This window comes from Sodalis praecaptivus, from assembly GCF_000517425.1.
GTDB lineage: Bacteria > Pseudomonadota > Gammaproteobacteria > Enterobacterales > Enterobacteriaceae > Sodalis_A > Sodalis_A praecaptivus.
Map to the genome: position 1 here is coordinate 143,114 of NZ_CP006569.1, position 18,047 is coordinate 161,160.

The 18,047-nt window shown below is 58.3% G+C and carries 23 protein-coding genes; 11 read left to right on the top strand and 12 right to left on the bottom strand.

Annotation, left to right across the window (positions count from 1 at the left end; translation table 11 throughout):
- Positions 1-124 precede the first annotated feature (124 nt).
- The 3 genes from SANT_RS00640 to flgA are packed head-to-tail and all read right to left on the bottom strand — an operon-like array spanning position 125 to position 1,642.
- Positions 125-568 carry a flagella synthesis protein FlgN gene (locus tag SANT_RS00640; RefSeq protein ID WP_025420395.1) on the bottom strand — a complete coding sequence of 148 codons (444 nt, stop codon included), beginning with the start codon at positions 566-568 and terminating at the stop codon, positions 125-127.
- A 38-nt stretch (positions 569-606) separates the two neighbouring features.
- Positions 607-882, bottom strand: a complete 276-nt coding sequence (flgM, locus tag SANT_RS00645) for a flagellar biosynthesis anti-sigma factor FlgM (RefSeq protein WP_025420396.1) — start codon at positions 880-882, stop codon at positions 607-609.
- Positions 883-925: 43 nt separating this feature from the next.
- On the bottom strand, positions 926-1,642 hold the full coding sequence (gene flgA / locus SANT_RS00650) for a flagellar basal body P-ring formation chaperone FlgA (protein WP_025420397.1): 717 nt from the start codon (positions 1,640-1,642) through the stop codon (positions 926-928).
- 182 nt (positions 1,643-1,824) lie between these two features.
- Here flgA and flgB point away from each other — a divergent pair, with 182 nt between their 5' ends.
- From flgB to flgL, 11 genes are all read left to right on the top strand, one after another.
- Positions 1,825-2,238, top strand: a complete 414-nt coding sequence (gene flgB, locus SANT_RS00655) for a flagellar basal body rod protein FlgB (protein ID WP_025420398.1) — start codon at positions 1,825-1,827, stop codon at positions 2,236-2,238.
- A gap of 6 nt (positions 2,239-2,244) precedes the next feature.
- Positions 2,245-2,649, top strand: a complete 405-nt coding sequence (gene flgC / locus SANT_RS00660; RefSeq protein WP_025420399.1) for a flagellar basal body rod protein FlgC — start codon at positions 2,245-2,247, stop codon at positions 2,647-2,649.
- 11 nt (positions 2,650-2,660) lie between these two features.
- A complete protein-coding gene (locus tag SANT_RS00665; RefSeq protein WP_025420400.1) occupies positions 2,661-3,479 on the top strand; it encodes a flagellar hook assembly protein FlgD in 819 nt (272 codons plus the stop codon).
- Between the two features lie 51 nt (positions 3,480-3,530).
- The gene (flgE, locus tag SANT_RS00670; protein ID WP_025420401.1) at positions 3,531-4,757 is read left to right on the top strand and encodes a flagellar hook protein FlgE; all 1,227 of its coding nucleotides are present in this window, start codon (positions 3,531-3,533) and stop codon (positions 4,755-4,757) included.
- A 12-nt stretch (positions 4,758-4,769) separates the two neighbouring features.
- Positions 4,770-5,528, top strand: coding sequence for a flagellar basal body rod protein FlgF (locus SANT_RS00675; protein WP_025420402.1), 759 nt, complete (start codon positions 4,770-4,772; stop codon positions 5,526-5,528).
- A gap of 20 nt (positions 5,529-5,548) precedes the next feature.
- Positions 5,549-6,331, top strand: a complete 783-nt coding sequence (gene flgG, locus SANT_RS00680; RefSeq protein ID WP_025420403.1) for a flagellar basal-body rod protein FlgG — start codon at positions 5,549-5,551, stop codon at positions 6,329-6,331.
- A 63-nt stretch (positions 6,332-6,394) separates the two neighbouring features.
- Entirely contained in the window at positions 6,395-7,156 is a 762-nt protein-coding gene (locus SANT_RS00685; RefSeq protein WP_025420404.1) for a flagellar basal body L-ring protein FlgH, read from the top strand.
- A 30-nt stretch (positions 7,157-7,186) separates the two neighbouring features.
- The gene (locus SANT_RS00690) at positions 7,187-8,284 is read left to right on the top strand and encodes a flagellar basal body P-ring protein FlgI (RefSeq protein WP_025420405.1); all 1,098 of its coding nucleotides are present in this window, start codon (positions 7,187-7,189) and stop codon (positions 8,282-8,284) included.
- Positions 8,281-9,234: a flagellar assembly peptidoglycan hydrolase FlgJ gene (gene flgJ / locus SANT_RS00695; protein ID WP_025420406.1), complete on the top strand. Its 954-nt coding sequence runs from the start codon at positions 8,281-8,283 to the stop codon at positions 9,232-9,234. The genes SANT_RS00690 and flgJ overlap by 4 nt, the downstream gene beginning before the upstream one ends.
- Before the next feature lie 108 nt (positions 9,235-9,342).
- Positions 9,343-11,013, top strand: coding sequence for a flagellar hook-associated protein FlgK (gene flgK, locus SANT_RS00700; RefSeq protein WP_025420407.1), 1,671 nt, complete (start codon positions 9,343-9,345; stop codon positions 11,011-11,013).
- Positions 11,014-11,070: 57 nt separating this feature from the next.
- Positions 11,071-12,009, top strand: coding sequence for a flagellar hook-associated protein FlgL (flgL, locus tag SANT_RS00705; RefSeq protein WP_025420408.1), 939 nt, complete (start codon positions 11,071-11,073; stop codon positions 12,007-12,009).
- Positions 12,010-12,059: 50 nt separating this feature from the next.
- On the opposite strand, the gene fliR is transcribed toward flgL, so the two are convergent.
- The 9 genes from fliR to fliJ all read right to left on the bottom strand — a co-directional run bounded on the left by fliR (position 12,060) and on the right by fliJ (position 18,047).
- Positions 12,060-12,848 (bottom strand): flagellar biosynthetic protein FliR, encoded by a 789-nt coding sequence (gene fliR / locus SANT_RS00710; protein WP_025420409.1) that lies wholly within the window; start codon positions 12,846-12,848, stop codon positions 12,060-12,062.
- A 5-nt stretch (positions 12,849-12,853) separates the two neighbouring features.
- Positions 12,854-13,123 (bottom strand): flagellar biosynthesis protein FliQ, encoded by a 270-nt coding sequence (fliQ, locus tag SANT_RS00715; RefSeq protein ID WP_025420410.1) that lies wholly within the window; start codon positions 13,121-13,123, stop codon positions 12,854-12,856.
- Positions 13,124-13,141: 18 nt separating this feature from the next.
- Positions 13,142-13,945 (bottom strand): flagellar type III secretion system pore protein FliP, encoded by an 804-nt coding sequence (gene fliP, locus SANT_RS00720; protein WP_237234637.1) that lies wholly within the window; start codon positions 13,943-13,945, stop codon positions 13,142-13,144.
- Complete coding sequence (gene fliO, locus SANT_RS00725; RefSeq protein WP_025420412.1) at positions 13,942-14,316, bottom strand: flagellar biosynthetic protein FliO; 375 nt, start codon at positions 14,314-14,316, stop codon at positions 13,942-13,944. Before fliO ends, fliP begins: the two co-directional genes overlap by 4 nt.
- Positions 14,317-14,721, bottom strand: coding sequence for a flagellar motor switch protein FliN (fliN, locus tag SANT_RS00730; RefSeq protein ID WP_025420413.1), 405 nt, complete (start codon positions 14,719-14,721; stop codon positions 14,317-14,319).
- Positions 14,714-15,727 carry a flagellar motor switch protein FliM gene (gene fliM / locus SANT_RS00735; protein ID WP_025420414.1) on the bottom strand — a complete coding sequence of 338 codons (1,014 nt, stop codon included), beginning with the start codon at positions 15,725-15,727 and terminating at the stop codon, positions 14,714-14,716. Before fliM ends, fliN begins: the two co-directional genes overlap by 8 nt.
- Before the next feature lie 5 nt (positions 15,728-15,732).
- Positions 15,733-16,221, bottom strand: a complete 489-nt coding sequence (locus SANT_RS00740) for a flagellar basal body-associated FliL family protein (protein ID WP_025420415.1) — start codon at positions 16,219-16,221, stop codon at positions 15,733-15,735.
- A gap of 132 nt (positions 16,222-16,353) precedes the next feature.
- Positions 16,354-17,601, bottom strand: coding sequence for a flagellar hook-length control protein FliK (locus SANT_RS22785; RefSeq protein ID WP_025420416.1), 1,248 nt, complete (start codon positions 17,599-17,601; stop codon positions 16,354-16,356).
- Complete coding sequence (fliJ, locus tag SANT_RS00750; protein ID WP_025420417.1) at positions 17,598-18,047, bottom strand: flagellar export protein FliJ; 450 nt, start codon at positions 18,045-18,047, stop codon at positions 17,598-17,600. Before fliJ ends, SANT_RS22785 begins: the two co-directional genes overlap by 4 nt.

Consider the following 18,047-nt stretch of genomic DNA (forward strand, 5'->3'; position numbering starts at 1 on the left):
CAAGGGTACGTGATGACCCGTTTGCGAAAAAAACGCCGCTGGTGAAGAGCGGCAGCGCCGGCGTGGCGACAAAGGAGGGAAACGGAAACGTATTGCGCGCTAACGTCGCGCGAATCGATGAAAATCAGGCATTGATATCGAGATTTTGCAGCCGCATACCGTGATGTGAGGCGCCGTCGGCGCAATAGAACATTTGTTGCGGGGCAAGCGCCTTTATCGCGGCGCTAAGGGAACGGACGTGGGCCATTTGGGCTTCAAGGCTCACCCCGTTGCGCCGATTCTGCTCGTGGAGATCCCGGGTGCGGACCTGGATCCGCGCCCACAGGTCATCCAGATCGGGATGGCGTGCATAAGGCGCCCGCAATCCGCAGTCAACTTCCGCCCGCTGGCGCAGCGCATCGTAATGGGCTACCGCGCTAAGTTGCTGACTTTTGTCGTGGGTAACGCCCTGTAGCGCAACGGGTTGAAGGGGCACGGTCACCAGTAATTGATACTCCGCCTGTAGTATCTGACCGAGCTTATCAAGTGCCTGGTCGAGCTGGCGTAACGCAAGCGTCAAATTATCCATTATCGTCTTGTCTCCGGCTCCTGGCGCAATGAATCGCATTAATTTTGCCAGGCATTGATCAGTAGGGCATCAGCCACGCGCCCTGAATCCATAATCAGCTTTCCTTGACCGATCGCCTGCTGTAGTTGCGCGACGCGGGTACCATCGACATCTTGGCTACGCACTTGTAATCGGGTATCGCTAAGGGTTATCTCTTGACTGCGATTGTCGCGGCGTGACATCGGCTGCCTTCTCGGTAGCTCGGACTGACCGTGACGCAGGTCATTCACCACCGCCGTGATAGCCTGCGCGGGTAATGTGCGTTCTATGCTCATAGTCTACTCCTCGCCTGGGGTTGAAGGGATGCCTATGTTTTGCTTATCGGCCTGGGGCGGAGAAACTTGAGAAAGCGCGTTCATTTTGCAAGACAACCCCTTGATTATCCACCGCGCCGCTGACCATTTGCCCTGAGGCCAAACGTACCCGCAGTGTATCCCCGACCGCGGCATCGCTCATGGCCTTGCCATAATGGCGAACTTGAAAGCCGGGTCCACGGCTGACGACCGCCACCGGGTTGCCCTGACGAACTTTCCAGGGCGCGCGCAGCAGGGTAGCCGCCAGTGGCTGACCGGCTTGGATGGTGCGCGTCGTAAGCGAGCCGGTTACCGGCTGCGTCGCAAAAATCACATTGCGTGCCTGACCTACCAACTCCCCGTGCTCCTTGACGATATCTTTTGCGCTAAGGGATGTCCCCGCGGGCAGCGTGCGGGCCGCTACCCAGTAATCGCCGCGGGCGCGCACCAGGATTTGCAGAAAATACCGCCGCTCGCCGCAGCGGGCGGTGACGCTCATATTGCCACTCAACCGGCCATGGCTGGCCAACTGCACGTGTGGCGACGGGCAATCCGGCAATAACTTCGCCGGGGTTTTGAGCGTGACTTTTTGCACCAGAGAGCTATCCACCCGCTGCTGGCGCAACAGCGATTCTAGCCGCGTGACTAAAGCATCGCCGTTCTCGGCCGCGACGGTTAAAGGAAATAAAAGAAGGCACAGCTGACTTAATGGTTTCCACCCACAAGACATGGATCCTTTCATACCCTTCCCTCGGCGTCTCGGCAAAGATTAAGTGGCGCTAACGATGAGGGCAAGTATAGAAAAAATAGGCGCGGGATTATAAGGCTAAATAAACGACGAATGAGTCGCTCTTTAGTCCATTGCCCGTGCAGGCAACCACTAGCATAGTTAATTATTCATTTTCTAGCGGGCTGTGAAAAATAATGTTGGATAAACTGGGTGAAGAGCTCTATTTTCAGCAAACCACGCTGAACATATTGAACCGGCGGCAAGATGTTCTGGCAGCCAATATTGCCAACGCCGATACGCCGGGTTACCAGGCGCGGGATATCCCTTTCACGCGGGAATTACGCCGTGCAATTGAACAGGGACAACAGCGGAGCAATAACCTGAGTTTATCACTCACTTCACGGCAGCATATACCGGCGGAGGGGGTTGCCCATGTCGATAACAGTTTGCTTTATCGTATTCCCGATCAGCCCTCCGCGGACGGCAATACGGTGGATATGGATCGCGAGCGGGTGAATTTCGCCGATAACGGCATGAAATATCAGGCCAGTCTGTCTTTCATCAATGGGCAAATCAAAAGCATGATGTCTGTTCTTTCCAAAGGATAAATCTGTATGTCGCTATTTAGCATATTTGATATCTCCGGTTCGGCGCTGATGGCGCAATCACAGCGTCTAAACGTCAGCGCCAGCAATATGGCTAACGCCGAGAGCGTCACGGGCCCCGATGGCGAGCCTTATCGGGCAAAACAGGTGGTTTTTCAACTCGATGCTGCGCCGGGTCAGCCGGTGGGCGGCGTACGGGTGAGCCAGGTGGTTGAGGATCCTGCTCCCTGGCGGCTGGTTTATGATCCGGGCCATCCGCTGGCCAACGACCGCGGTTATATCCGCATGCCCAACGTCAATAGGGTTGCGGAAATGGTGAATACGCTGTCCGCGTCACGCAGCTATCAGGCCAATGTCGAGGTCATCAATAGCGCCCGGTCGATGATGATGAAAACCCTGGCGATGGGCCAGTAAAGGACAAAGCGATGGAATTAGCAGGTCTGGCGTCCAGGGAATTTTCCCGCGGCGCATCCACTCTTTTGGCGTCGCGGGATGCCTCGTCAACGGCGAATAATTTCGCTTTGAACGCGCAGGATGCGCAGACGCGCGGGGCATTGCAAGCCGGCAACACTGATGCCGCGACCAGCGATAGCCGCGCCGTGACGTCGGACATGGACGCCCAATCCGTAGGGACCCAGGAGTTGATGGATAATTTTCTGCAAATGATGCTGGCGCAGATAAAAAACCAGGATCCCACCAATCCCATGGACAACAATCAGCTCGCCTCACAAATGGCGCAGATGCACGTCGCCCTCGGGGTGGAGAAATTAAATAACACCGTGCTGGGGATGGGAGGCATGGTCAATAGCGTGCAGGCGGTTAATTTGTCCAATTGGGTGGGCCGTACCGTGCTTATTGTCGGTAAGCCTTCGGTTTCGTTCGAGGGGCAGACGGCTTATGGTTTTGAATTGCCCAGCGGTGCGGATGAAGTCCGGGTGACCTTCACCGATGAGCAAGGCAAAACCTATACGCAAGACTACAAAGATGTGAAACCTGGCGCCTATAAATTGGATATCCGCAAGGCGCAAACGACACCGCCGATTGACGCTGCTTCTCTTAATGATGAGAAAGCCAAACACTATGACGTTAGCATTGAAGCAAAAAACAAAGACGAAAGCCGTCCGACGGTAAACGCCCTTAAGGCCGCCAAAGTCGAAAATGTGTTTTTCAGCAACGGCAGCGCGAAATTGGCGTTGGGGTTAGACGGCGCTATTTATCTTAAGGATGTCATATTGGTTGAATAGTTAATTTATACATCCAATACCACTACAATTCACCTAAATAGGATTATCACTATGGGATTCGCTCAGGGAGTCAGCGGCCTAAACGCCGCAGCGCAGGCGCTGGATGTGATCGGTAATAATATCGCCAACGCGCAAACGGTCGGATTTAAATCATCGTCGGCCTCTTTTGCCGATATGTTTTCGGGATCGATGATAGGACTCGGAGTGCAATTGGCGGGGGTGCAGCAAGACTTTAATGACGGCACGATGATTACGGGGGCGGGTAATCTCAATATGGCGATTGCGGGAAGCGGTTTTTTCCGCCTCGCGGATAATGGTGGGAAAATTTACTATAGCCGCAACGGCGAGTTTGATCGCAATAAATACGGAGAGATCGTTAATAAACAGGGTAAACATCTGACCGGTTATAAAGCCACCGGCACGCCTCCAACGATTTCAGGCGGCGCGCCCCTTGAAAATATTATCGTGCCTGATGCGCCGATGCCGGCGTCGGAAACGACCGAAGGCAGTAACAGCGATAATCTGCCCTCCAATGAAAAACCGCCGGAAATTAAGGATTTCGATCCCACTAACGATAAGAGCTATAACTACCCCTCGCAGTTTCAGGCCTATGACAGTCTGGGTAATCTTCACATTATCAAACTCTTTTATATCAAGGGTGAGAAACCGGGAGAGTGGACGGTGAAGTGTTTTGACGAAACCGCACCGGTAAAAGATCAGAATGGCAAAAACATCTATACCGACGTCGAAATTAAATTTGATGAGTACGGTAACCTCAAAAAAGATAGCTCCAAAAACCTTCAGGTGAATAGCGAGAGTCTTAACGGTGCCAAGAAGCTGGACTTCGCTATCGATCTCACCGCCATTACGCAACAGGGTGACGAGAAGGCATTGGGAAAAACGTCGACCAATGGCTATGGGGTGGGCAAATTCAACGGCTTTTCCGTCGGCGATAACGGAGAGATTATCGCAAATTACAGTAATCAGCAGACCCAACTGATAGCGCAGGTGGTGATGGCCAGTTTCACCAACACCGGCGGTTTGCAGCCCACCGGTGATAACTGTTGGACGGAGACCGGCGCTTCCGGAGCACCGCTTATCGGCACCTCCGGTACCGGTAGCTTTGGCGCCATCAGGGGCAAGATGCTGGAAGCCTCGAATGTGGATATGAGCAACGAGCTGGTCAAAATGATGACCCAGCAGCGCAACTATCAATCCAACGCCCAGACGATTAAAACCCAGGATCAGCTGCTGCAAACGCTGGTCAGTATGCGCTGAGGATAATGTGCCATGGATCGCGCGATATATACCGCCATGGGCGCGGCCTCCGCCGCGCTGACGCAACAGAGCGTGGCCGCTAATAATCTGGCCAATGCGGCGACGACCGGCTTTCGGGCGCAACTGGCCGCCTTTCGCGCCGCGCCGGTCAACGGGCCGACCCTCGCCACCCGCACGCTGGTCGTACCGTCGGTGCCGGGTAACGATTTTTCCCCTGGCCCTATTAATATCAGCGGCAACAATCTCGATGTGGCCCTGGACCAGCACGGTTGGTTGGCGGTGCGGTTGCCCGACGGCGGCGAAGCCTATACCCGCAACGGCCGGATCGAGATCGATAGCGCGGGAGGGCTCAGGGTGCAGAATTACCCGCTGCTGGGCGCCGATGGCCAACCGCTGACGGTGCCCCCCGGCGCGGCTATCACCTTCGGCCCGGACGGCACGCTGTCCGTTCTGGGCGACGGCGATGAGCCAAAAACCCTGGTCCAGATTGGCCAGCTAAAGCTGGTTCGTCCCGAACCCGACAGTTTGCGCCACGACGATAGCGGCCTGTTTACTCTCACCGCTACCGCGCGCGCGCAACGCGGCGCCGTGCTGCCGGCAGACTCGACGCTGCGTCTGACGCCCGGCGCCTTTGAGGGCAGCAACGTCAGCCCGGTCCAGACCATGGTGGAGATGATAGGCAACGCCCGCAGCTTTGAAATGCAGATGAAAGTTATCAGCAACGTCAACGATAACGCCCGCGCCGGTAATCAGCTGTTGGCTATCGGTTAAGCCAGGAAGGAGAAAAGATCATGATGCGCTCTTTAATGATTGCCAAGACCGGTCTCGAAGCGCAGCAGACCAATATGGACGTGATTTCCAACAATATTGCCAACGTATCCACCATGGGATTTAAACGCCAACAGGCGGTATTCGAGGACCTGCTCTATCAAACCGTACGCCAGCCGGGCGCCAAATCTTCCGAACAGACCACGATTCCCTCCGGACTCCAGCTGGGTACCGGCGTGCGGCCCGTCGCCACGACACGCATCCATTTGCAGGGCGGGTTGACCAATACCGGCAATCCCACCGATGTGGCCATTGAGGGGTCGGGCTTCCTACAGGTATTGATGCCGGACGGCACCAACGCCTACACCCGCGATGGATCACTACAGCGCGATCAGTACGGCCAATTGGTGACCTCGAGCGGCTATCCCATCCAGCCGGCGGTGACGATACCCAACGGTGCCTCCAATCTGACTATCAGCAAGGACGGTTTGGTCAGCGTCACCTTGCCAGGACAAACCGAGCCGCAAGAAGTGGGGCAATTGACCCTCGCCACGTTCATTAACGATGCCGGTCTGCAAAGCCTGGGGGAAAACCTGTATTACGAGACGCCCTCCTCCGGCGCGCCGATGGAGAATAAGCCCGGTATGAACGGGGCCGGCGCGCTCAAGCAGCAATTCCTGGAAAACTCCAACGTTAACGTCGCCCAGGAGCTGATTACCATGATTCAGGCCCAGCGCGCTTATGAGTTGAACAGCAAAGCGATATCCACCTCCGATCAGATGCTGCAGCGACTCGCGCAGCTCTAGGGGCGTCATTAGGGGGCCGGCGTACGGCCCCGCTTTTTCTTCTCACCTGCGTGATCCACCTTTATGGAAAATATGACTCAGCTTTCATCGCCAAGGTTCGCCGGGTGCCGGCGTCACGGCACGCGCGCCGCGCGCCGCGCCCTTATCAGGGGAAGCGGCATTGCCCTGGCCACACTTTTACTCGGCGGTTGCGCCGCGCCGCCGCCTCGTCCGCTGGTGGCCGGCGCGACCACCGCGGCACCGGCGCCGCCCATGCCCATCGCCGTTAATGGCTCGGTGTTTCAGCCCGGCCAGGCGATGAATTATGGCTATCAGCCGCTATTTGAGGATCGCCGGCCGCGCAATATTGGCGACACGCTGACGATTATGCTGCAAGAAAACGTCAGCGCCAGCAAAAGCTCCTCCTCCAACGCCGATCGTAAAGGCAAAGCGGATTTGGGCATTAACGCTCTGCCCAGCATGTTGAACGGGTTGATGGGCGGCGATCGTCTGGCGACGGATATCGAAAGTAGTAATGGTTTTAACGGCAAGGGGGGCGCGGCCGCTAAAAACACCTTCAGCGGGACCATCACCGTCACCGTGATCGACGTCCTTACCAACGGCAATTTACGCGTCGTGGGGGAAAAGCAGATTGCCATTAACCAGGGCACGGAGTTCATCCGTTTTTCCGGCATCGTCAACCCCCGCACCATCGACGGCAACAATCAGGTAGTGTCGACGCTGGTTTCCGACGCCCGAATCGAATATGTCGGCGATGGCTATATCAATGAAGCGCAGCAAATGGGTTGGTTACAGCGTTTCTTCCTTAACTATTTCCCCTTTTAAGGATAAGGAATGAACAAATCGGTTGTGAGAATGATGTTATCCCTCTGCGCGGTGGTCGGGCTGTTGCTAGCGCCGTCCATTCAGGCGGAGCGTATCCGCGACCTCACCACGGTATTGGGCGTGAGGGAGAATGCGTTGATCGGCTACGGTCTGGTGGTGGGCCTGGACGGCACCGGCGACCAGACCACCCAGACGCCGTTCACCACGCAAAGCCTGCGCAATATGCTTTCCCAGCTGGGCGTCACCGTGCCGACGGGAACCAACATGCAGCTGAAAAACGTCGCGGCGGTGATGGTAACGGCTAAATTGCCCGCTTTTGCCCGCGCCGGCCAGAAGATCGATGTGGTGGTCTCCTCACTCGGCAGCGCCAAAAGTTTGCGCGGCGGAACGTTATTGATGACGCCGTTGAAGGGCGTGGATAACCAAGTTTATGCGCTGGCGCAGGGCAATATACTGGTTTCCGGTTCCGGTGCGCAGGCCGGCGGCAATCGGGTGCAGGTGAATCAATTAAACGGCGGACGTATCAGCGGCGGCGCCATCGTCGAACGTAGCGTGCCGGCGGATTTTGCCGGCGGCAACGTCATTATGTTGCAGTTGAATAACGACGACTTTTCGCTGGCGCAGCAAATCAGCGACGCCATCAATCGTCATTTCGGCCGCCGTAGCGCCCTGCCGCTGGATAGCCGCACGATTAACGTCGCCGTGCCGCGCGACGGGCCGGGCAAAGTCCGTTTCCTGGCCAGCTTGCAAAATATCCCCATTACGCTTGGCCCCGCCGATGCGGTGGTGGTGATCAATTCGCGTACCGGCTCGGTGGTGATGAACCGGGACGTGGTGCTGGGTAGCTGCGCCGTGGCCCATGGCGAGCTGACGGTCGAAGTCAATCGGACCTATAAGGTCAGTCAGCCTAACACGCCTTTCGGCGGCGGACGCACGGTGGTGGTGCCGGACACCGCCATCAACGTGCGCAATGAAGGGGGCGCCCTGCAGCAAATCGACGCCGGCGCGAATCTCAATGATGTTGTCAGCGCGCTAAACGGCATCGGCGCTACGCCGAATGATTTGATGGCAATTTTGCAGTCTATGCAAAGCGCCGGTTGTTTAAACGCCAAATTGGAAATCAACTGATGAGTGACGGCATCCCATTGTTCGGCTCCACGCTGGATTTTTCCCAACTGGAGGCCATGAAAATCCGCGCCGCGCAGGCGTCGAGTCAGGGGGTCGCGGACGCGGCGCGCCAGGTCGAGGGGCTGTTTGTGGACATGATGCTCAAGAGCATGCGCGCGGCGCTCCCGCAGGAGGGACTGCTGACCAGCGCCCAAACCCAGCTCTATACCTCGCTGTACGACCAACAGCTGGCGCAGGATCTGACGGCCCGCGGGGTGGGGCTGGCGCAGGCCCTGCGCAGACAGCTCGGCGGGGGCGACGCCTCACCGCCGACCCCTGCCGCTCAGCGGATACCGGCCTACAACGTCGTCGACCCGCGCCAGCGGCGGCCTATGCCGGAGCAGCTTGTCGGCGACGGGCTGGCGTTCCCTCCGGAGGCGTTTGTCGACGCGCCGTGGGATCTGAACGCCGACACCGGCGGATTTGTTGCCCGCATCACCGCGCCGGCTGTGCAGGCCGCGCGCGATAGCGGGCTGCCCCATCAGCTTATTGTGGCGCAGGCGGCGCTGGAATCGGGATGGGGCGCGCGGGAAATCAGAACCGCCCACGGCGCGCCGAGCCACAATTTATTTGGCATTAAAGCGGATGCCGGCTGGCGGGGCGAAAGCACGCAAATTACCACCACCGAATGGGTGGACGGGGTCATGCAGAAGGTGAAGGCGAAATTTCGCGTCTATGCCTCTTATGGCGAGGCGCTGCGGGATTATACGCGGTTGCTGACGGAAAACCCCCGTTATCGGCGGGTCATGCAGGCCCGCACGCCGGAACAGGCGGCCCGATCGCTGCAATCCTCCGGCTATGCCACCGATCCGCATTATGCCGACAAATTGATCACTATCATCGCGCAATTGAAAACGGTGGGGCAGCGCGCGCAGGCGGCCTATCAGCACGATCTCGCCACGCTTTTCTGAGCGGCGCGCTTGAGTTTTTTCCCCGCCGGCCGATAAGGAAAATAAGCCCTCGCCGGTCGTCAACGCTTTGGCTGGCCGGCCACATTCTGACCAGGAGCAGGTACCCTTATGCTAAACCTTTATTATATTGCCAGCAGCGGTTTGCAAACCGGACAGCAGGCGCTGAGCGTCATCGGCAACAACCTCGCCAACGCCACCAACCCCAATTACAGCCGGCAAAACATTATCTTGGGCGCTGCGGGGGGAAGAGTGACCGCCACGGGCTTTATCGGCAACGGCGTGCGCGTGGAGGGGGTTGCCCGCGCTTTCGATGAATATGCCAATGAGCGGGTGCGTGGGACGGAAACCTTGCTGCGGGCCAGCGGCGCGCATTATGACAAGATGAGTGCGCTGGATCTGGAGTTCAGCAGAACCGACAACGGGATTGATACCAAGCTTAACAGCTTGTTCAACGCACTGAAGGACATTAGCAAAGTGCCGACGAACGGTAACTACCGCAGTAGTGCGTTTACGGCCCTTAAAGAACTGACCGGACGCTTTAATAAACTCAGCGATGAGCTCATCAAACAAGAGCAGAAAAATAATCAGGACATCCGGCAGTCGGTTAACTTCATCAATCAATTGACCGGCCAACTGGCAAGTTTGAATCGGGAGATTAGCAACCGACAGAGCATTGACGGCGGCGGCGCTTACGATCTGCTGGACAGGCGTGATGCGCTGTTACAGGCGCTGAGCCAGCAAACCGGCATCAACACGCAGATTGACAGCCGCACCGGGGCGGTCAACGTCACGTTGAGTAATGGTCATATGCTGGTGAGCGGCGACAAGGCCAACGCGCTGGAAGTCACGACCGATAATAATAACCCGGGGCGCCAGGTGATTGCCTATCGCGATGCTGAAAACGCCATTATTCCTCTACAGGATAGTCTATTGGACAAGGGCGTTTTGGGCGGGCTACTGGCGTTTCGCAATCAGGACTTGCCGGAGATCCGTGACCGGTTAAATGAGCTGGCGCTGCATTTAAGTCAACGCTTCAACGAGGTGAACAAGCAAGGCTATGACGCTAACGGCGAAAAAGGTAAGGACCTATTCAGCTACGCGTTACCCAACGCCATCGCCAACGGGAAAAACCAAGGCGAAGCCAGCCTTTCGGTGACCGCACTCAACACCGACCCGGCCGCCGAGGGCGGGGTAGCGAAACCGCAGGAATATACCCTGCGCTTCGAGAACGGCACGTGGCAGGTCACGGGCACCGCTGACGGCAGAAAAGTAGAGTCCACCTTCGTCGACGGTAAATTGACGTTCGAGGGGGTCACGGTCGCGGTGAAGGGCGATGCGCAAGAGGGCGATAGCTATCAATTAAATCCGTTCAACGGTATTGCCGACAGCGTGGCGGTGAGCATCAAAAACGGTGATGAAATTGCCGCCGCCAGCGAAAAAGATCCCCAAGATACGGACGGTAAAGAGACGGGCAACAACGGTAACAGCATTGCGCTCGGCAATATCCAGCATGAGAAATTAATCAATGGCGGTACGCTGAGTGACGCCTACGCCGGCCTGATTGGCTATGTCGGCACCACCACCCGCAATTTGATGGAAACGGCCAGCTCGCAGGAGAAAGCTTTCCAGGATGCCTACGTTGAGCGCAGCGAGAAAACCGGGGTCAATCTCAACCAAGAATACGTTCAAATGGAAATGTTCCGGCAGTATTACAATGCTAGCGCCCAGCTGCTGCAAACCGCTAATTCATTGCTGGATACCCTGCTTACTATCCGCTAAATCGCCACCACGTGACCCAAGTGCCGGCAGGCTGTCACCCACTTGACGAGGTAAATAATGAATCTCAGCACCCATTATATGTATCAACAGCAAACCCAGTTCATCATGAGCTCCGCGTCCCGCTTTAATGATGTAGCCATGCGTTTGAGCGCCAATACCCGGGTATTGCGCCCGTCCGACGATCCCGCCGCGGCGATGGACGCGGTGACCTACCGTAACGCCCTGGCGCAGCTGGATTATTACAGCGGCACGCGCGGTTATGCCCGGGCCGTGCTAACGAAAGAGGGCGATACGCTGCAAACCGTCACCAACACGCTCTCCGCCATCAATGCCAAAATCATGGCCATCCAGAAACCGGCGGGAGATCTCGCGCCGATAATTCAGGAATTAGAGGGCCTGCGCGACGATCTCCTCGCCAGCGCTAATGCGCAGGACACCAGCGGCAACTATATCTTTGCCGGCTATAAAGCCGATGTGAAGCCTTTTCAAAAAGCGCAGGGCAGCGATGATATCGTTTATCAGGGCGGCGGTACCGCTATCGGCCAGCAGGTTGACGAAGGCCGGGAGATGAAAATTGGCCATATCGGCAGCGATATTTTCAATGTCGACGGGCAGGATACGGTTTTCAAAAAACTGGATGCGCTTATCGGCGCGCTAAAAAGCGATGCGGGCAATGAAGGGGGCGGCACATGGCCGGGAGAGGAACTGAAAGCGATAATGGACGCCGCCCGCAGCGCGGTAAGAAAGACAGAAGATAACGTCGGTAATGCGCAGGTCGTTTCCGGTCTTAATCTGCAACTGCTCGACAACCTTGACGCTGCCGGCGTAAGCCAACGCGAGGGGATAACCGATCGACTGCAACAAGGGCTGGGGCAGGATACGGGTTCGCAAATAGCCCTGGTAACGGAGCTGCAATTGTCCCAAGTCGCGATGGATTCCTCGATGATGGTGTTTCAGATGATGCAAAACATGTCGTTATTCAACCTAATGAAGTAAGTGTCCGCTTAGGCTAGCGCCGGCGCTGAGACGTTTTCGCGCCGGTTTTTTTATGCCTGCTGGCCGCCGCCCATCGCGGCGAGAATGGCGGAAAGTTGTTGAAACAGCGTGCTCAATAGCCCTTCGGCGAAGGTTGCCAACAGCGGCATGACCAGCATCAGCGCCAGCAGTCCGCCGCCGAGCGTTAGCGGAAAGCCAATGACAAACACGGAGAATTGCGGTGTTAATCGGTTCAGCACCCCCAAAGTGATATTAAGCAACAGCAGTAGCGTCATTGCCGGCAGCGCCAGCATTAAACCGCAGGAAAACAACAGACCGGCGGCGCGCGCCAGCGCCAGGAAACTTTCGCCGTTAAGGGGCAGCGGCGCGATGGGCAGCAGTTGGAAAGTGTCGACCAACACGTCAATCATCAGCAGGTGCGCGTCGAGAGAGACGAACAGCAACAGTAACAACACATTGAACAGGCGGGCGATAATCGGGGAGTTCGGTCCGCTGAAGGGGTCGAAAAAGGTGGCGAACGAGAGCCCCATCTGCAAACCGATCACTTCGCCGGCGAAGCGCACGGCGCTAAAGGCGAGCTGCAGCGTCAGCCCCACCGTTACGCCAATGATAAGCTGCACCATGATGAGCCACAGCCCCGCCACGGAAACCAGAGGGGTGGCCACCGGCTCGAGTCCGGGGGCAATCAGCAGCGTAATGAGCACCGCCAAGCCGATTTTGACTTTATTGGTGATTATCTTCTCGCTAAGCAGCGGCGCGCTGACGAAAAGCCCCAGTAAACGCGCCAGCGGCCAGAAATGCGGGCCGATGGCGGCCGGCAGGGCGGTCAAGTCCAGCATGGCCCTTACCCTATCGAATACGGCAGTTGGCTGAATAGCGTACGCATATAATCCAGCAGCAGGCTGAGCATCCAGGGACCGGCGATAACCAGCGAGGTAATGACCGCCAGAATTTTCGGGATGAACGACAGCGTCATCTCGTTTATCTGGGTGGACGCCTGCAGCAGGCTTACCAGTAAGCCGGTGACCATGGCGGCCAACAGCGGCGGAGTGGAGAGCGCCAACCCGACTTTCATTGCGTCAAAACCCAGCGTCATTACCGCTTCCGGCGTCATGGAAAGGCCTCGTTTAGGTTAACTGAAAAAGCTTTGGGCCAGCGACCCGAGCAAGAGTTGCCAGCCGTCCACCATCACGAACAGCATCAGCTTAAACGGCAGCGACACCGTGGTGGGCGGCAACATCATCATGCCCAGCGCCATCAGGACGCTGGCGATGACCAGATCGATAATCAGAAACGGAATAAACAGCGTGAAGCCAATTTGAAAGGCGGTCTTAAGTTCGCTGGTGACAAACGCCGGCAGCAGGATGCGCATCGGCACCTGCTCCGGGCCGGCGAGCTCTGTCTGTTTTCCCAGGCGGGCGTAGAGCGACAAATCCGTTTCCCTCGTTTGGGTCAGCATAAACTGGCGCAGCGGCTGCGCCGCCCGCTGGACCGCCGTTTCCATACCGATCTGATCCTTGGAAAACGGCAGATAGGCATCGCGATAAATGCTGTCCAGCACGGGCGACATGACGAAAAAGGTTAAACATAACGCCAGCCCGAGCAGGACCTGATTGGGTGGGGCGGAAGGCGTACCCAATGCGTTGCGCAGGATGCCCAGCACGATAATGATGCGGGTAAACCCCGACATCAGCAGCAGCGCCGCCGGTAAAAAAGTGAGCGATGTCAGCAATACCAGCGTTTGTACCGGCAGCGACCAGCGCTGGCCGCCGTCGGGCAGGGTGTGTATTTGTAACAATCCCTGTTCCGCGGCGTGGGCAGCCTGGTAGGGCAGCAGCAGCAGCAGCGGTAGCGCCAGCAGTAGCCAACATGGCCAAACGCCGCCCGCCGTCCCGCGGCGCGCGCGAAGCGAGGCGCGCAGGGTCGGCATGCTCATGTCGTCTCCCGCGATTGGCGCCCGCGCGAGAACAGCGTCGAGAAAGCCGGCGGCGGCTCGTCGGGCGCGGCGTCGCCGGCGGGGAGGGTATGCAGGTGGGTGATCCGTCCCGGCGTGACGCCGAGCACCAGCCAGTGTTCGCCGGCTTCCACCACCACGACCCGTTCACGGTTGCCAAGGGAGCAGCCGGCGCGGACTTTGAGCAGCGGCTGGCCGCCGTGACGGGGCGCGAAATAGCCCAAGCGCCGGGCCAGTTTGAGCAGCAACAGGATCAGCAGCAACACCGCGCCCAGCGAGCCGGCCACATTGAAAAGCGCCGCGCCGTGACCGCTATCGTAGGCGGCGGGTGACTGTAACGTGGTCTGTTTCATTTATCGGCTCAAGCGGCGCATACGTTCGGCGGGCGTCACAATATCGGCGATGCGCACGCCGTACTGTTCTCCCATCACCACCACTTCGCCGCGGGCGATAAGGTAGCCGTTAATCAGAATATCCAGCGGTTCGCCCGCCAGTCCTTCCAGCGGCACCACCGCGTCCTGACTTAGGTGCAGCAGTTCGCGAATGGTCATCCGGGTACGTCCCAACTCCACGGTCATCTTTACCGGAATATCCAGAATCAGACTGAGATCTTCCGTCAGCGGCGATCCCTCTTCGGCGGCGTCAGCGGCGGGAAATTCCGGTCCGGTCGGTGCCGGCCGTGCCGCATCGCCATTGGTTTGCGCGTCGGTCTCGTGCAATGGCGCCTCGCCGTCGGGCGTATGTGAGGTATCACTCATGAGAAATGTCCTTATTGTTCAGTTGATTAATGCCTTGATTGATCACGTGTTCCACCCGCAGCGCATACTGCCCGTTCAGGCTGCCATAGCTGCCGAGAAACACCGGTACGCCGTCAACGTAGGCGGTCAGCCGTTCAGGGCGGGGGATCGGCAGGATATCGCCGCGCCGCAGCGCCATGACCCGCGACAGGCACAAAGGCAGGTCGGCGAATCGGGCGATAAGCTCCAATTCGGTGCCCTGCAATTGCCTGGCCAGGTTTTGCCGCCACTGCCCCTGATCCTGGCGGATATGCTCCGGCAGCGGTTTACTCAACATCTCGTGCAGCGGCTCCAGGGCCGCCTGGGAGAAAATAATGGCGAATTCGCCCTGCATGGCGCCGATAGCGACCCGGAACGGAGAGACCACGACCATTTCGCCGTCGCTAAAGCCTGTGAAGCGGCAGGAGGTTTCCGCGGTGATAAATTCCGGCTCAAGCGGATGTAACCCCAGCCAGGCGTCGCCGTAGGCGTGCAGCATCAGCTTCAGCAAACGGTCGATAACACGCTGTTCCGCCGGGGTAAATGCCCGCTCCTGCGTGTCGGGCAGCCGCCCGTTGCCGCCGAACAGCGTGTCGAGCGCGGTAAAGATGAGTCCCGGCGTGAAGGCGAATAGCGTGTTGCCCCGCAGCGGTTTCAGGCTGATAAGATTCAGGCTGGCGGGCGGACGCAGTTGGGCGGCGAATTCACGATACGGTTGGATCAAAATCGCTTCCGCACTGATATCGGTGCGACGCTGCATCAGAGTGAACAGCGCGCGGCGAAACCGCCCGGCGAAATCCTGGTTGATCATTTCCAGCCCTTTCAGACGTTCGCCCCCCAGGCGACGCCGTTGCGCGGCATCAAACGGCGAACCCGAACCGGCCTGCAAAGGGGTCTGCTGCGTGGCGCGCGCCTGTGCCTGCCGCAGCTCCTTCTTGGCCTGTTTGCGCGTAAGAGGGCCGGAGCGGACGGATTCTTTCTCGGACATAGCGTTCACCGCACAATGAATGAGTTGAAAAATACGTCAGTCACGAAAGGCGGCTGACCGTTGGGATGCTGCTGATTGAGCTCGCGCTTTATTTTCTTAAGTAATGCCTGCTTGTCTGCCGCGGAGGTGAGCGAGGCGGGGGATTGCTGCGACAGCAGCAAAATCAGGTGATTGCGTAACTCGGGTAATTGACTTTCCACTAACTCGCGGGTCTTTTCGTCCCGCAGACGCAACGTCAGACCGACATACAGCATGGCGCCGTAATCGCCGTCCTCGGGCTGTAGACTGACGGTAAAAGGGTCCAACGGAAAATACACCGGCGGTAAATCATTTTCCGCGGGCAGGCCATCCACCGTCTGCGTAACAGGAAGCAATTCCTCTTTCACGCCGGGCTGCAGATAGACGAACAGGCTGAGCGCCAGTACGGCGATCAACCCCAAAATAATGACCGCGACAGCGCGGTATCGAGTAAAAGTAGCGTTAATGCCTGACACGTCTTTTTGCCCCTGTAGCCAAAATCTATTCCCTCGCCAGCGCGCCTGCGGCCGGGCGCCGTACTGAGTATCCCGTTAATCATCCCGAATGAAGGGGAAAAAAAACGTCTAAAACGCCTGCTCTTTGCCCCTTCAGGCATAGATATCGATACCGTCGCGGTACCACGCGCCGGGGCCGGCTGAGCCGCCGCCGTTGCGGTGCGCCACGAACAGCGACTCCCTGCGCCCCTGCCCGTGTTGAGGGCTGTCGCCGCGGTCCTGCTGATGACCGGAGGCGTTATGTCCGGATGCGTCGGTGCCGACGCTGGTATCGCCGAGCGCGATGCCGTTTTCCGCCAGTGACGTGCGCAATTGGGTCATGGCGGTTTCCAATACCGCCCGCACCTGCTGATTATCGGAAGCGAAATGCACCTGCAACTGCTCCTTATTCAGGCGCAAATTGACTTTCACCGCACCCAACTCCTGCGGATGCAGATGCAACTGGGCGTGAAAGATACCGTTACGGTTGAATAGCGTGATGTGTTCACCGAGTTGTTGCTGCCAGGCCGGGGAGCCTAGCGGTTGGCGCAGGTGCGCTATGGGCGCCTGCGGCGGTGCCGGTGTCCGCAGGGAAGGGGCGTCGGTGGTGATAGCGTCCAGCCCCGCGCTCGGCGGCGCACTCGGCGTAGGCGTCGCGGTTGCGGTTGCGGCAAGTTTGTCTGCCGTTGTCGCCGTGCGCGACAACGCTTCGCCGCGCTGGCGCGGGTGCGCGGCCACCGACTGAAGCTTAACGGTGTCAAGACGGAGTGGGGTGTTTTCCGCGCGGCGCGCGTTGCGCTTGGTCGACGGCACCAGCAGCAGCGGCTGCGGCTCTTTCTTGCCCTGAACCTCTGCGCTCTGAACGTCGGTAAATTCCGGCGCGCTGGCCGCAAGAGCGGACGGCGCCACTGCGCGCCCGCCGCCGGCGCCGGAGGGGGTTTGCGCCGTTCCGTCGCCCTCGGCGCGGGGCTCGGCCAGCGCCAGAGCGGCGCCGTTGCGCTGATCGCGGGACGGGACGGGGGCAATGCCCAGTTTCGCCAGCACAGGATCCCCGTCGGCGGGCCACTGTTGCAGCGCCAACTGCGCCAGCAGCGCCTGTAAATGCTGCAGCTCGTCATCGTCCAGCGCGCTATCCCCCTCCGCCAGACGCCGGTGGATAAGGGCCGTCAGAGCCTTGCAGCGCTGCGTCAGGGTTGCCTTCGGATCTGTCGCCGTACTGTCGGCGCCCACGTCCTGACGCCGGGTACCGGCGAGATAGTGTTCCAAAGCGTCGGCAAATTCGCTTTGGGGTAATTCGGCGGGGAGGGCCGCGGCGATAGGCTGCCCGCCGCCCCGGATAACAGCGCTCGCGTTGGGTATCATGATTCCACTCTCCTTAAGGATGCCCGCAGAGCGAACTCATCCATTTGTTTTTGATTGCGGCGGCTTTCTCGTAATTGACGGGCGTTATCGGAGCGCGTTTTCAGAATTTCAAACGCGTTAAGACGCTGTTTTTTCTGTTGCCAGTGGGCCATCGCCAGATCGACCCGCGATTGGAACACCGACACCTGCTGGCTGTGGTGGGCGACAATTTTATACAGCGACGCGATAAACGACTGATAATTAATCCATTTGTCAACGTTCAGACCGGTTCCGGTCATATTCTCTTCGAGCTGTTTGCGATAGTCCTGTTCGTAATCCATCAGCTGATTCAGCTGCGCCACGGCGCTGGCGTGCGCGCTGCGGCAGGCGCCGAGCTGAAGCAGGGCGTCTTCCAGCGCCCGTTCAGCATGTTCCCTCAAGGTTTCGATTGGCGATGTACTGGTCAT